The sequence below is a fragment of the Mycobacterium sp. NGS63 genome, assembly GCF_059812295.1.
Genome location: NZ_JCALCJ010000005.1, coordinates 55433 through 69503 on the forward strand (window position 1 = coordinate 55433; position 14071 = coordinate 69503).

At 69.5% G+C, this 14071-nt stretch carries 10 protein-coding genes and 1 pseudogene; 3 read left to right on the forward strand and 8 right to left on the reverse strand.

Annotated elements, in window-relative coordinates; genetic code table 11:
- Positions 1–316: 316 nt before the first annotated feature.
- Genes aftB through glf form a run of 5 tightly spaced genes read right to left on the reverse strand, consistent with a single transcriptional unit; the run spans position 317 to position 6824 of the window.
- The gene (aftB, locus tag AC5Y4Z_RS14280; protein WP_499964945.1) at positions 317–2302 is read right to left on the reverse strand and encodes a terminal beta-(1->2)-arabinofuranosyltransferase; all 1986 of its coding nucleotides are present in this window, start codon (positions 2300–2302) and stop codon (positions 317–319) included.
- Complete coding sequence (locus AC5Y4Z_RS14285) at positions 2289–3203, reverse strand: decaprenyl-phosphate phosphoribosyltransferase (RefSeq protein ID WP_499964947.1); 915 nt, start codon at positions 3201–3203, stop codon at positions 2289–2291. Before AC5Y4Z_RS14285 ends, aftB begins: the two co-directional genes overlap by 14 nt.
- On the reverse strand, positions 3200–3727 hold the full coding sequence (locus AC5Y4Z_RS14290) for a phosphatase PAP2 family protein (protein WP_499964949.1): 528 nt from the start codon (positions 3725–3727) through the stop codon (positions 3200–3202). The genes AC5Y4Z_RS14285 and AC5Y4Z_RS14290 overlap by 4 nt, the downstream gene beginning before the upstream one ends.
- A complete protein-coding gene (locus AC5Y4Z_RS14295; RefSeq protein ID WP_499964951.1) occupies positions 3720–5615 on the reverse strand; it encodes a glycosyltransferase in 1896 nt (631 codons plus the stop codon). Before AC5Y4Z_RS14295 ends, AC5Y4Z_RS14290 begins: the two co-directional genes overlap by 8 nt.
- The gene (gene glf, locus AC5Y4Z_RS14300; RefSeq protein WP_499964953.1) at positions 5616–6824 is read right to left on the reverse strand and encodes a UDP-galactopyranose mutase; all 1209 of its coding nucleotides are present in this window, start codon (positions 6822–6824) and stop codon (positions 5616–5618) included. It abuts the gene before it with no gap.
- Positions 6825–7101: 277 nt separating this feature from the next.
- Between glf and AC5Y4Z_RS14305 the strand changes: the two are divergent.
- The 3 genes and pseudogenes from AC5Y4Z_RS14305 to AC5Y4Z_RS14315 all read left to right on the forward strand — a co-directional run.
- Positions 7102–8013: pseudogene (locus AC5Y4Z_RS14305) on the forward strand (PirG); the annotation flags it as partial.
- Positions 8014–8406: 393 nt separating this feature from the next.
- On the forward strand, positions 8407–10038 hold the full coding sequence (locus AC5Y4Z_RS14310) for an N-acetylmuramoyl-L-alanine amidase (protein WP_499964955.1): 1632 nt from the start codon (positions 8407–8409) through the stop codon (positions 10036–10038).
- Between the two features lie 96 nt (positions 10039–10134).
- Positions 10135–11685, forward strand: coding sequence for a PE family protein (locus AC5Y4Z_RS14315; RefSeq protein WP_499964957.1), 1551 nt, complete (start codon positions 10135–10137; stop codon positions 11683–11685).
- Here the strand turns inward: AC5Y4Z_RS14315 and AC5Y4Z_RS14320 are convergent.
- From AC5Y4Z_RS14320 to AC5Y4Z_RS14330, 3 genes are read right to left on the reverse strand one after another with little or no spacing between them, the layout of a single operon-like run.
- The gene (locus AC5Y4Z_RS14320) at positions 11682–12497 is read right to left on the reverse strand and encodes an HAD family hydrolase (protein WP_499964959.1); all 816 of its coding nucleotides are present in this window, start codon (positions 12495–12497) and stop codon (positions 11682–11684) included. The two genes, AC5Y4Z_RS14315 and AC5Y4Z_RS14320, sit on opposite strands and share 4 nt — an antisense overlap.
- Positions 12498–12515: 18 nt before the next feature.
- A complete protein-coding gene (locus tag AC5Y4Z_RS14325) occupies positions 12516–13301 on the reverse strand; it encodes a lysophospholipid acyltransferase family protein (RefSeq protein WP_499964961.1) in 786 nt (261 codons plus the stop codon).
- Between the two features lie 14 nt (positions 13302–13315).
- The gene (locus AC5Y4Z_RS14330) at positions 13316–14071 is read right to left on the reverse strand and encodes a lysophospholipid acyltransferase family protein (protein WP_499964964.1); all 756 of its coding nucleotides are present in this window, start codon (positions 14069–14071) and stop codon (positions 13316–13318) included.

Below are 14071 nucleotides of genomic sequence, written 5' to 3' on the forward strand. Positions count from 1 at the left end.
CGCTTACCCGATCGCCCGGCGCCTCCTCGGGCCATCCGACCCGCATCGTCGCCGCGCCTGGCGCAGCAGTGCCCGTGTAGTCAACCACACCTTGGCTCATCCCCTCTCATCGAGCGGCTCAGGCAAACCCGGATCGGCGGCACCTTCCCAATTATTTCCGCGCCAAACAAGCAGATCTTCTGCGGCGTTTTCGCATGTGCCCGGCGCGCGTCGCCCACTGGTGAGGGCATAGATGTGAAGTTGCTGGCAATGTCGGGCGACGCGCCCGGCGGGCCGATTTGAGATGGGCGGGAAAAATTTTTTCGGTTCGGCCGCCTCACTCGCGGGGAGGCGGCGGTATCGCCTCCGGAACGGGCAGCCCACACCTGGCAAGCTCGAAGAGCGGAACGCGGTCGATCCGGTATTTGGTGAACTCGAACGAGTGCATGGCGTTGGAGACGAAGCGGTGCAAGGTCATTGGGGCCCGCACCGAACTGAGCACCGCCTGAGTCTCGGGGCATTTCAGGGCCGCCACCGCCTGGGCGACCCAATTCGCGTCGAGATAGCCCGGAATGCCCGGATATACCTTGACCCAGGGCCCGTCGGCGATCACCCAGTCCGGGAAAAGGTTCTTGTCGTGCCCGATCCGACCGTGCTTCAGCCGCTCCGTGTGCTGGGCGAGCGGGTTTGCCAGTCCGATCTGGTCGATCACCCGCACGTCGAGCCCGACGTTCATGCCCAGCATGCCCAGGTTGGTGAAAAACACCGTGTGCTGCGGCTTTTGCGGTGTCGCGCCGTTGGGGCCGCTGCCCGCCGCCGGCTGCGCCATCGGTACCAGATCCCACTGAATGTAGTTGCCCGACGGCAGCAACAACGCGCCCTCCGGCGTGTTGTCGAGCGCGGTGAGCACGGCGGCCATCCTCGGGTAGTCGAGGTAGTCCGCGGCCGTCAGCGGGTGGGCGTGCCCGGTGGCCTGCGCGTAGAAGCGGCGCTCGTCGACGATCCCGGAGTAGGTGACGTGGGTGGCGTCGTCGCCCATCCCGGGCGAGTTTGCTGCCCACAGTGACCAGCCGGCGACACCGAGCCACAACGCGCTCGCGGCACCGGCCACCCAAAAGCCCGTTTCCCGCGAGTAGTCCTGCCCGTCGGGGACCGCCACCGGGATGACGGCCACCGGCGCCAGCAAACAAAATACCGGCGCCAGCAGCACCCGCGCGTGCATGAAGTCACCGCCCTGCCGAATCCAGTACAGGCCCTGCAGCAGGCCGCTGACCAGGACGAACGCCACGACCGCCGGCGGGCTCTGGACCGCGCGCGCCACCCGGCCGTAGTCCGGCGACAGCACGGGCCGCAGGAACGACGGGCGCCGGCGCGCCACCACCACCAGCACACCCAGCGGCACCAGCAAGACCGCCGGCACCCACACCGCGTAGGGCGCGTTGAAGTTCGACAGGTAGATCATCCCCTGCGACCACTTGTCGCCGGCGGCGTCCTTGGCCAGCGCGGTCCCGGGGACCAGCAGGCCGTAGTAGCCCATCCGGAAGATCTCGTAGGCGACCGGCAGGAACCCCCCGGCCGCCACGACCAGCGCGCGGCGGCGCCGGTCGCGGGCCGCGATCAGCATCATGATCAGCGCGAGCCCGCCCATCAGGGCCAGTTCGGGCCGGACCAGGACGCTGAACCCGGCGACGAACGCCAGCGCGCCGAGGAAGACCGGGCTGTCCGGACGGCCGCGAACCGGCTGCGCCCAGCACACCATCATCCACCACAGCAAACCCAGGTAGGCCAGCGTCAGGCCGCTTTCCAGGCCGGAGGTGGCAAAGTCGCGCGCGGGCGGCAGCGCGATGTAGACCAGCGCCCCGGCGGGCACCATGATCGCGCGGCGACCCCGCAGGCTGGGCGCGTACAACCGGCCGGTGCCCAGCATCAACAGGGCCACCCCGAGGACCGAGAGCGCCAGGGCCAGGGCCAGGGCCACGTATTCCATCCGCATCGGCCCGCCGACCCAGCTGCCGAGATACATCAGGTAGGTCCACGCGGTGGACGTGTTCGCCTCGACCCGCTCGCCCTGGTTGAAGACCGGCCCGTTGCCGGCCAGCAAATTGCGCACCGTGCGCAGCACGATGAGCCCGTCGTCGGCGATCCAGCGCCGCTGCCAGGCCCCCCAGCCGAACAGGACGGCCACCACCGCCACGCTGACCCACAGGCTGACCCGCACCCAGGCGTGATAGCGGAACAAAGGCCGGCCGGGCCGCCGCGCGGGCGGCCGTCGGCGCAGCACAGCCAACTTCAGGGCCTTCAGGTCGGGGCTAGCCGAAGGCAACGGCGGCCCCGACCGTCGCGATCCACGCCAGCGCCAGCAGCTGCAACACCCGGTCGCGCAGCGCGATGTCCTCGGGCTCCCCGGCCAGCCCGCCGTCCACGTCGACGGCGTAGCGCAGGATCGCGATGGTGAACGGGACCATGGACACCGAGAACCAGCCCGCCGAGCCGTGGTCGCGCTCGAACGCCCACAGCCCGTAGCACATCACCACGGCGGTGGCCGACATCGTCCAGACGAACCGCAGGTAGGTGCTGGTATAGCTCTCCAGCGCCTTGCGGATCGCCGCGCCGGTGCGCTCGGCCAGCTGCAGCTCGGCGTAGCGCTTGCCGGCCACCATGAACAGCGACGCGAACGCCGCCGACAGCAAAAACCACTGCGACAATGGGGTATCGGTGGCAGCGCCCCCGGCGATGGCACGGATCAGGTAGGCCGACGACACGATGCAGATGTCCATCACCGCTTGGTGTTTGAGGCCGAAGCAGTACGCCAACTGCATGCCGATGTAGACCGCCATCACCACCGCGAGGTTCGGCGTCAGCCGCCAGGCCAACCCGAGCGACACCACCGCGAGCACCGCAGCCATGACGTAGGCCAGCCATTCGGGCACCACGCCGGCGGCGATCGGGCGGAACCGTTTGGTGGGATGTTCGCGGTCGGCCTCGACGTCGCGGACGTCGTTGATGAGGTACACCGCGGAGGCCGCCAGGCTGAACACCACGAAGGCCACCAGCACCTGGATCCCCAGCTGCCCGTAGTCGTAGCGGTGGTGGCGGCCGGCCGCGCTCAGCGGGGCGGCCAGCACCAGCACGTTCTTCACCCACTGGCGCGGGCGCATCGCCCGGACTACCCCGGTGATCAGGTTCCCCCGCGGCCCGACCACGGGAATTACTTCGTCGCTCATCCGGCGCACCTCTTTCGGCCCGCGATCCGCGCGACCGCGGCGCCGAGGGCCACGCCGCAGGCCACGTCGCTCGGGTAGTGCACGCCCAGCAGTATCCGCGACAGCGCCATCGGCGCGATCAGCACCGCCGGTAGCGGCAGCCCGGTGGCCCGGCCCATCAGGATGGCCGCGGCCGTGGTCGAGGTGGCGTGCGCCGACGGGAAACTGAGCCGGCTGGGCGTGCCGACGTTGACCGCGACGGCCGGATGATGCGGCCGTTGGCGGCGCACCAGCCGCTTGACCAACACCGCGGCGGCGTGCGCGACGAACGCGCCGGCCCCGGCCGCCAGCCAGTCCCGGCGCTGCGCCGGCATCAGCAGCGCCCCGAGCGCCGCCACCACCAGCCAGCCGATGCTGTGCTCGCCGAAGTGGGACAGTCCACGCGCCGCGGTCAGGACGCCGGGGCGATCGGCCAGCGCCGACTGCACGGCCACCAGCGCGGCCACTTCGCCGCGCGGGGCGTCTACAGCGGGGGCTTCAGCCATGTTTGGGCTCGTCGTGCGCCGGGGACAGCGCCGTCTCCCACTTCTGCTTGCTGGACAGCACCGGCAGCGACTCCCGGTACACCCGCCGCATCTCGTCGAAGCGGCTCACCAGCTGACGCTGGCGGCGCAGGGACGCCAGCAGCAGCGACGTCATCTTGCCCCGGTCACGCTGCCGGTAGACCACCCCGCAGCCATCGGCGGTCGTGACGGTCGCCCCGTCCAGGGTGCACAGCCGGAACCAGCGCGCGTCCTGGGTCGCGACGTTGAACTCCGGGCGCCGGTGGGCCTCCGGGTCGGCGCGGGTCATGTTGTGCAGGATCCCGCGGGCCAACCGGTAGCCGATGGACACGGGGTTCACCGGGGGCTTCATCGCCTTGCTCTGGTGACGGGGCGGGGGCAGTTCGCTGGCCGCCGGCAGCACGACGGCGTCCGGGTATTCCTTGCGCATGCGGTGCACGTCCGGCAACGCGGTGCCCAGGATCGAGAAGATGTGTTCGGGGCCGGCCAGGAAGTCGTCGATGGCCTTGTTCTGAATCGCCACGGTCGAATACTCAAGGCAGGCAAGGTGTTTCAACGTGGCCTTGAAGTGGCTGCGGACCAGTCCGGCGGCGTCACCGTCCCAGTGCATCGCGGCGACCACCAGCCGGTTGCGCAGATGGAAGTAGGCCTGCCAGTCGATGGCGTCGTCCTTGTCGCTCCAGGCCATGTGCCAGATCGCGGCGCCGGGCAGGGTCACCGTCGGGTACCCGTGCTCGGCGGCCCGCAGGCCGTAGTCCGCGTCGTCCCACTTGATGAACAGTGGTAACGGCTGGCCGAGCTCCTCGGCGACCTGCCGCGGGATCATGCACGTCCACCAGCCGTTGTAGTCCACGTCGATGCGGCGGTGCAGCAGCTTGCTTCGCGGGTTGTCGTCGTTCAACGGGTACTCGGCGAAGTCGTGGTCGTACTCCGCGTGCGGCGCGGCGGTCCACATGAAGTTCGACGGGTTGACCACCTCGCCCATGATGTGCAGGTGCGACGGCTCCTGCAGGTTGAGCATCTGCCCGCCGACCAGCATCGGGGTTTTGGCGAAGCGGTGCATCGCCAGCACCCGCAGGATCGAGTCCGGCTCGATGCGGATGTCGTCGTCCATGAACAGGATCTGTTGGCAGTCGGTGTTTTTCAGCGCCTCGTACATCACCCGGCTGTAACCGCCGGAGCCGCCGAGGTTGGGCTGGTCGTGAATGGACAGCCGGTTGCCCAGCCTTGCGGCCGCGGCGGGGAAGTCGGGGTGATCGCGCACCTTGCGCACGCCCTGGTCCGGCACGATCACCGCCCCGATCACCTGGTCCACCAACGGATCTGCGGTGAGTTCGGCCAGTGCGTTGGCGCAGTCGGCGGGGCGGTTGAACGTCGGGATGCCGACGGCGATGTTGGCCACGCCGGGAGCGGGCTCGGTCGCATACCAGCCACCGGCACGCAGGGTGACGTCGGTGTCGGTGTTGACGTCGAACCAGATCCAGCCGCCGTCCTCGAACGGCTGCAGCGACACCTCGATCTCGACCGTGGCGGGCTCGTCTCCGGTGCCCGCGAACTGGCGGCCCTCCACGAAGATGCGCGCGCCGGTGGCCTTGGTGCGGTAGACGTCGACGCGGCCCGCGCCGGTCATCTCGACGCGCAGCACCACCGACTTGCAGATCGACCAGCGGCGCCAGTAGCTGGCCGGGAACGCGTTGAAGTATGCGGCGAAGGACACCTCGGACTCCGCGCCGATCTGCAGCGAGGTCCGCGACGTCGCGTGCGCGCGGCGCGCGTTGGTGGTCGACTCCTCCAAGTACAGCTTGCGCACGTCGAGGGGTTCACCCGGACGCGGCAGGATGATTCGGGACAGCAGGCTCACGGCGGTCATCTAGGCGCGCACCTCTATGTTTCCATCGTTTTCCACTAGCGGGGCGCCCTCGCGCAGGTGCGGCGCGAGGGTGTTGTCGTACATGTTCAGGGCGCTGGCGATCGCCATGTGCATGTCCAGGTATTGGTAGGTGCCCAGCCGGCCACCGAACAGCACCTTCGATGACGCGGTCTCGGACTTCGCCCGCGCCCGATAGGCGGCCAACAGGGCGCGGTCGGCCTCGGTGTTGATCGGATAGTAGGGCTCGTCGTCGTCCTCGGCGAAGCGGGAGTACTCGCGCATGATCACGGTCTTGTCGGTCGGATAGTCCCGTTCGGTGTGGAAGTGGCGGAACTCGTGGATGCGGGTGTACGGCACGTCGGGATCGTTGTAGTTCATCACCGGGGTGCCCTGGAAATCGCCGGTGGGCAGCACCTCCACCTCGAAGTCCAGGGTGCGCCAGCCGAGGCGGCCCTCGGCGTAGTCGAAGTAGCGGTCCAGCGGGCCGGTGTACACCACGGGCGCCTCGGGGCTGTCCGAGCGCAGTTGGTCGCGAACGTCGAACCAGTCGGTGTTCAGCCGGACCTCGATGCGGTCGTCGTCGGCCATTCTCTTCAGCCAGGCCGTGTAGCCCTCGACGGGCAGGCCCTCGTAGGTGTCGCTGAAGTAGCGGTTGTCGAAGGTGTAGCGCACCGGCAGCCGGTTGATGACGGCCGCCGGAAGGTCCACGGGGTCGGTCTGCCACTGCTTGGCGGTGTAGCCCTTGACGAACGCCTCGTAGAGCGGCCGGCCGATCAGCGAGATGGCCTTTTCCTCCAGGTTCTTGGCGTCCGCGGTGTCGATCTCGGCCGCCTGCTCGGCGATGAGCCGCCGCGCTTCGTCCGGGGTGAAGTAGCGGCCGAAGAACTGCGACACCAGGCCCAGCCCCATCGGGAACTGGTAGGCCTGGCCGTTGTGCATCGCGAAGACGCGGTGGCGGTAGTCGGTGAACTCGGTGAACTGGCGCACGTAGTCCCAGACCCTCTTATTAGAGGTGTGGAACAGGTGGGCGCCGTACTTGTGCACCTCGATGCCGGTCTGCGGCTCGGCCTCGGAATAGGCGTTGCCGCCGATGTGCGGGCGCCGGTCGACGACGAGCACGCGCTTCCCGAGTTGGGTAGCCACGCGCTCGGCAATGGTCAGGCCGAAGAATCCGGAGCCGACGACGTAGAGGTCGAAACGTGCGGTCATCGGTTGCTTAGGGTATCCGACCGCGCGGGCCTAACCCATTTGGCGAGGCCAGGGAGTCGGAATTAGGCCAGGTGCCAATCACTTTCGGGGGCATCCGGAGGGCCCCGAACCGGCGGTCACGGCCGGGGTCGCAATTACCTCACGATTCAATATCAGCACTCCAGTCACAGAATCCCACTCGTACCATCGACTCTGTGTGCTTCATGCCGGATAGGACGGGCAGGACACGCCGACACAACAAGCAGTGCAAATAGTTGTCCAGATTGAGGAGACTTCCGTGCCGAACCGACGCCGACGCAAGCTTTCGACAGCCATGAGCGCGGTCGCCGCCGTGGCAGTGGCGAGTCCTTGCGCGTACTTCCTCGTTTACGAGTCGACCGCCGACAACAAGCCGGCCGAGCACCACGACTTCAAGCAGGCCGCGGTGATGACCGACCTGCCCGGCGAACTGATGGGCGCCCTGTCGCAGGGCCTGTCGCAGTTCGGGATCAACCTGCCGCCCGTGCCCGCGCTGACCGGCACCGGCACCGGCGCGTCGGGCCTGGGCAGCCCGGGGCTTACCAGCCCTGGCCTCACCAGCCCTGGCCTCACCAGCCCTGGCCTGACCAGCCCGGGCCTCACCAGCCCTGGCCTGACGAGCCCGGGGCTGACCAGCCCGGCCCTGGCCAATCCCGGGTTGCCGCCCACGACCCCGGGGGTCACCACGCCGGGCGCCGCGGCGGTGCCCACAGTGCCGGCCGCGGGGCTCAACCCGGCGCTGTCCAACCCCGGCCTGACCAGCCCGGCGGGTCTCACCCCGGGCGTCGGCAGCCCGACGCTCTCGCCCAGCGAGGTGCCGATCGACTCGACGACGGGCTTGGACCCGGGCGTGGGCGGCACCTACCCGATCCTCGGTGACCCCTCCACGCTCGGCGGGGGTTCGCCGATCGCGTCCGGCGGCACCGGGGGCGGCTCCGGCGGCGGCGGCGGGCTGGTCAACGACCTGATGCAGGCCGCCAACCAGCTGGGCGCCAGCCAGGCCATCGATCTGCTCAAGGGCCTGGTGATGCCGGCCATCACGCAGGGCATGCAGCAGGGCGCCGCGGGTGCCGCGCCGGGTGCCGCGTTGCCGGCCGCCGCCGGTGCCGCCAAGGCGCTGCCGGGCGCGGCGGCTGCCCTGCCGGGTGCGGCGGGTGCGCTGCCGGGTGCGGCGGGTGCGCTGCCGGGTGCTGCCGGTGCCCTGCCGGGTGCCGCCGGTGCGCTGCCGGCCGCCGCGGGTGCCCTGCCGGGTGCCGCGGCCGCCGCGCCGGGTGCCGTCGCCGGTGCCCTGCCGGGTGCCGCGGCTGCGGCGCCGGGTGCCGCCGCCGGTGCGCTGCCGGCCGCCGCGGGCGCGCTGCCCGCCGCCGCCGGTGCCACCGGAGCGCTGACCGGCGCGGCCGCGCCGGCCCTGCCTCACTAGCACCGTTAATCGGGAGGAACCTGTCCCCTGACGGCACCGCAGAGTCGCCCCTCTGCGGTGCCGTCGAACAGGTTTTCGGGGACTTTCAGCATCGGACCCGTGTCGTCACACTATTAACAGGGGAAACACACGTAACATCAGCTGGTGTCGTCCCGCAGTCGCGCGCCAACGATGATGCTCACCGCCATCGCGGCGACGGTCCTGATCGTCTCGTGGATCGGCGACGCGACGCGCCACCGCGGCGCCCCCGAGCCGTCGCGGCCCCGCGACACCCAGCTCGCCGCGCAACCGTTGGTCGGTCTGGGCGGCGGGGTGACGGTCCGGGAGCTCAGCCAGGACACCCCGTTTTCGTTGGTCGCGCTCACCGGCGACCTGGCCGGCACGTCAACCCGGGTGCGCGCAAAGCGCCCCGACGGCTCCTGGGGGCCCTGGTATCAGACCGAGTATGAAACCGCGGCCCCCGACGGCGGCTCGGGCGAGCCGAGCGAGGGCCCGCGCAGCACGGATCCGGTGTTCGTCGGCACCACCACGACGGTCCAGATCGCGGTCACCCGCCCGATCGACGCCCCGGTGACCCTGGCCCCGGCCACGCCGGTGGCCAACGACTTGGGCTACCGGCCGGTGTCCAAGGAACAGTCCTACGCGCAGAACATCTCCGCGATCCTCATCTCGCCGCCGCAGGCGCCGGCCAGGACCCATTGGACGCCGCCGTCCGGGGTGATGATGCCGGGCCAGCCGCCCAGCATCATCAGCCGCGCGGAGTGGGGAGCCGACGAGGCGCTGCGCTGCGGTAGTCCCCAGTACGACAACGGGATTCGCGCCGCCGTCGTCCACCACACCGCCGGCAGTAACGAGTACTCCCCGCTGGAATCGGCCGGCATCGTCAAGGCGATCTACACCTACCACAGCAAGACGCTGGGCTGGTGCGACATCGCCTACAACGCGCTGGTCGACAAGTACGGCCAGGTGTTCGAGGGCAGCGCCGGGGGCCTGACCAAAGCCGTCGAGGCGTTCCACACCGGCGGATTCAACCGCAACACCTGGGGTGTGGCGATGATCGGCAACTTCGACGACGTCGCCCCGACGCCGATCCAGCTGCGCACCGTGGGCCGGCTGCTCGGCTGGCGGCTGGGCATGGACGGCGTCGACCCCAAGGGCACGGTGGCACTGGAATCCGCCGGTAGCCACTACACGACCTTCCCGGCCGGCGCCGTGGCGAACCTGCCGACCATCTTTACCCACCGCGACGTCGGCAACACCGACTGCCCGGGCAACGCCGCCTACGCACTGATGGACGAAATCCGTGACATCGCCTCGCATTTCAACGATCCGCCCGAGGAGCTGATCAACGCGCTCAAGGGCGGCGCCATCTACGAGCACTGGCTGGCGATCGGCGGCATGAACAGCGTCCTGGGCGCGCCCACCTCGCCGGAAGACGACGCGGCCGGCGGTGCCCGCTTCGCCACTTTCGCCAAGGGCGCCATGTACTGGTCCCCCGAGATCGGCGCGGAGCCGGTGACCGGCGCCATCTACGACGCCTGGGCCTCGCTGAGCTACGAGCGGGGTCCGCTGGGGTTGCCGACCAGCGCGGAAATTCAAGAGCCCCTGCGGATCTCGCAGAACTTCCAGCACGGAACGCTGAACTACGAGCGGCTCACCGGAAACGTCACCGAGGTCGTCGACGGCATCACCACGTCGCTGTCGACGCAGCCGCCAAGCGGCCCTGAAGTGCCGCCCGAACACTTCTCGCTGCCGTCCCACCCGTCCGCCACCTAGTTTCCGGCGTTTCGCGCCGGGCGTGGGCTCGGTCACATACGCTCGAATTGTCCCGGCAAAGGCGGTGGCGCAGGGCTGAGTCGAGGGGAGACGGCCGTGTCGTTCGTGGTCACGGAACCGGAGCTGGTGACGGCCGCGGCCGAGAACCTGGCGGGGATCCGATCGAGCCTGAGTGAGGCAACCGCCGCCGCGGCGGCCCCCACGACCGGCGTCGCGGCCGCCGCGGCCGACGAGGTGTCGGCGGCGATCTCGCAGCTGTTCGGCACGTACGGCCGCCAATTCCAGGCCGCCACCGCCCAGGCGGCGGCCTTCCACGACGGGTTCGTGAGCCTGTTGAACGGCGGTGCGGCGGCCTACCTCGGGACCGAGCTCGCCAATGCCGAGCAGGGCGTGCTGGGCGCGTCGCTGCCGGCGGCGACCGCGGCCGCCGCCTTCGTTCCGGGTGGCGCGTACGGGCAACTATTCGCCAACACGTCGGCGAACCTGCAATCGCTTTTGGGCGCCTGGGAAGCCGACCCGTTCCCGGTCCTGCGCCAGGTCATGGTCAACCAGCTGCGTTACTGGCAGCAGATCGCCGCCGCCCTGACCAACACCATCGAGAACTTGCCGACCGTGCTGGCCAACCTGCCCGCGGCCATCCAGGCCGGCATCCAGCAGCTGGTGACCTTCCCCGCCGCCTACTACGCACAGCAGATCATCGCCACGCAGATCGGCTTCGCGCAGAGCTTCGCCACCAACCTCAACGCCGCGGCAACCGGAATCGTGGCCGGGCTCCCGGCATTTGGCGCGCAGCTACAGGTGGCCTGGCAGACCGTCCTGGCGGGCAACTACTACGGCGCGGTGCAGGACGTCGCGCAGGCCTTCGCGAATCTCCTTGTCACGGGAGCCGATCCCGGGACCCCGAGCGTCAGTCTGGTCAGCTTCGACGTTCCCAATGTCACTGCCACCTTGGCCGCCACGGTCAATCCCACGCTGCTGGGCCCGCTGGGGAACATGTTCGCCCTCGGGAACATCCCCGGACAGGAGGCGCAGTACTTCACCAACCTGATGCCGCCGTCCATGTTTCGGCAGATGGCGCAGAATTTCACCAACGCCCTCAATGTGCTGACGGTCCCCAGCATTTCGGCGACCGCGACGTTGCGGGTGCCTCTCCTGGGGATTCAAGGGACCACCGGAACGCTCAGCGCCTTCTTCGGGTTGCCGTTGGTGATGACCTACGCCGCGGCGGGGGCGCCGCTGGCAACGCTGACCGGCCTGGCCACCTCCGCGACCGCGGTTCAGCAGGCGCTGTTGGCCGGCAACCCCCTCGGGGCGCTCGACGCGCTCGTCAACGCGCCGGCCGTCGTCGCCAACGCGTTCCTCAATGGCGAAACCATCGTGGACATGACGATCCCGGTGCCGGTGTACTACGCGCTGCCGCAACCCTTTCAGCCCATAAGCTTCACCGCGCAGGTCGTGGTGCACCTGCCCTTCGACGGCATTCTCGTTCCGCCCCACCCGATTACGGGAACGGTCGCGCTCACCAGCCCCATCTCTACGACGCCCACGCCGGTCACCGTCTTCGGCACGCCGTTCATGGGGCTCGTCCCGCTGTTCGTCAACTACATACCCCAGCAGCTGGCGGCGGCGATCACGCCGACGGGCTAAAGCCACCAGCGTTCCAGCACCCGACCCACCCCGTCGTCGGTGTTGGGGGCGGTCACCTCGTCGGCGGCGGCCAGCACGTCGGGATGCGCGTTGCCCATCGCCACCCCGTGGCCGGCCCACCGCAGCATCGGCAGGTCGTTGGGCATGTCGCCGAACGCGATTACCTCGTCGCTGGTGATCCCCAGCGGTTTGGCGATCTCCTCCACGCCGCTGGCCTTGCTGATCCCCAGCGGCACGATCTCCACCAGCCCGTTGTTGGTGGAGTAGGTGATATCGCCTTGAATGCCAACGTGTTTGGCGAGTTCGGCGGCCATTTCCGCGCTGCTTGCGCCGCTCTTGCGGATCAGCAGCTTGATCGCCGGCGCGCTGAGCAGGTCTTCGATCGACACCTCGGTGTTGTCCGGGTTGAGCCACGCGTGCTCGTAGCCCGGCGAGCTGATGAATTGGGGCGTGGCCGTGTCATGCGCGCGCTCGCCGATCCGCTCGACGGCCAGGCCCGCGCCCGGGATGACCCGCGTCGCCAGCTCGGCCAACTCGCCCAGGGTGTCGACGGCCAACGTCCGCGCCGACAGCACCCGGTCGGTGGCGGGATCGTAGAGGACGGCGCCGTTGGCGCACACCGTCGTCGGCGCGAAACCCAGCGCGTCCACGACGGGGCGTATCCAGCGCGGCGGGCGACCGGTGGCCACGACGAACTGCGCCCCGGCGGCCACCGCGGCGCGCACCGCGTCGCGGGTACGCGGGGAGATGGTCTCGTTTTCGTCGAGCAGGGTTCCGTCGACGTCGCAGGCGATCAGCGTCGGCAGGGTCATCGATAAGATCCGCCGTTCTCAGTGCAATCCGCTTTGGGATTCCCCCGGCCGTGTCACGCCGTCGGTCCCGTACTTTCTCATGCGCTCCTGCAGTTCGGCCAACCGGATCTCGCGGGAATCCTCCTGGTTCGGTGCGCCACCACCAAGCCGCCGCGGCACCCAGTACTCCCCGCTGGGGTGGGGATACTCCTCCTGCACCCGGTAGAGCAACGCGTTCATCGCCTGGCGCAGCGCGTCGTTGAGTTGCTCGGCGGTGCCCCGCGGCTGCAGTGGGCGGCCGGCGGCCACGGTGATCGGAACCTTGTTGCGCAGCACCTTCTTTGGGTGATCTTTGGGCCAAATCCGATGCGCGCCCCACACGACCAGCGGGATCAGCGGCACCTGCGCGTCCAGCGCCATGCGCGCGGCCCCGGTCTTGAATTCCCGGAGTTCGTAGCTACGGCTGATCGTGGCCTCCGGATGCATCCCGATGAGCTGTCCCTCGCGCATCCGCTGCACGGCCACGTTGAAAGCGTCGTGTCCCGACCGGCGGTCCACCGGAATGAGCCGGGCGTGCTTGATCACGTAGTTGACCGCCTTCACGTCGGCCATCTCGGCCTTGATCATGAAGTACATGCGACGGCCGCGCTCCTTGACGGCCAGCAGCGCCGGCAGCCAGTCGAGGTAGCTGGTGTGGTTCTGCGCGAGCAGGGCGCCGCCCCGCGTCGGAATGTTCTCCAGGCCACGGAACGTGAATTTCGTTCCCTGCATTGCCACCAGCGGCGGGACGATCCACTCGCCCAGCCGGTAGAACGGCTCTGCCATGTCCTCTCCTTCCGCTACCGCGACTGAGGCGGGGTCCGGTTCGCCGATCGGGCGGCGGCCTCGTCGGCCTCGATCTGGGCCGCCTCGGCCATCGTCGGGGCGCCGCCGCCGAGCCGGCGCGGCACCCAGTAAGCCCCGGCGGGGTGCGGATACCGCTCCTGCGCCTGGTGCAGCAGTCTCGTCATCGAAGCCCGCAGGGCATCGGTGGTGGACGCGACGTCGTTACCGGCGCGCAACGGGGCGCCCACCGCAACGGTGATCGGGGCTCTGTTGCGGGCGACGTGGCGCGGATGGTCCTTGGTCCAGATGCGCTGCGCACCCCAGACGATCACGGGGACGATCGGCACGTCCGCCTCGGTGGCCATCCGGGCCGCGCCCGTCTTGAACTCCTTGAGCTCGAAGCTGCGGCTGATCGTCGCCTCCGGGTAGACGCCGACCAGCTCGCCCTCGCGCAACCGCCGCACGGCGACCGCGTATGCGTCCGCACCGGCGCCGCGGTCCACCGGAATGGTGCGGGTGCGCTTGATCAGGAAGTTGACCACCTTCACCTGTTGCATCTCGGCTTTGATCATGAACCTGAGCCGGCGCCGCCGACGGTGCACGGCCAATGCCGCGGGCAGGAAGTCCACGTAGCTGGTGTGGTTGATCGCGACCACGGCGCCGCCGCGGTCGGGGATGTTCTCCTCGCCGCTGTAGGTGATGCGGGTGCGCGTGGCCAGCACCACCAGCTGGGCCAGGATCTCGAGCGCGCGAAAGGTGGGTTCCGCCAT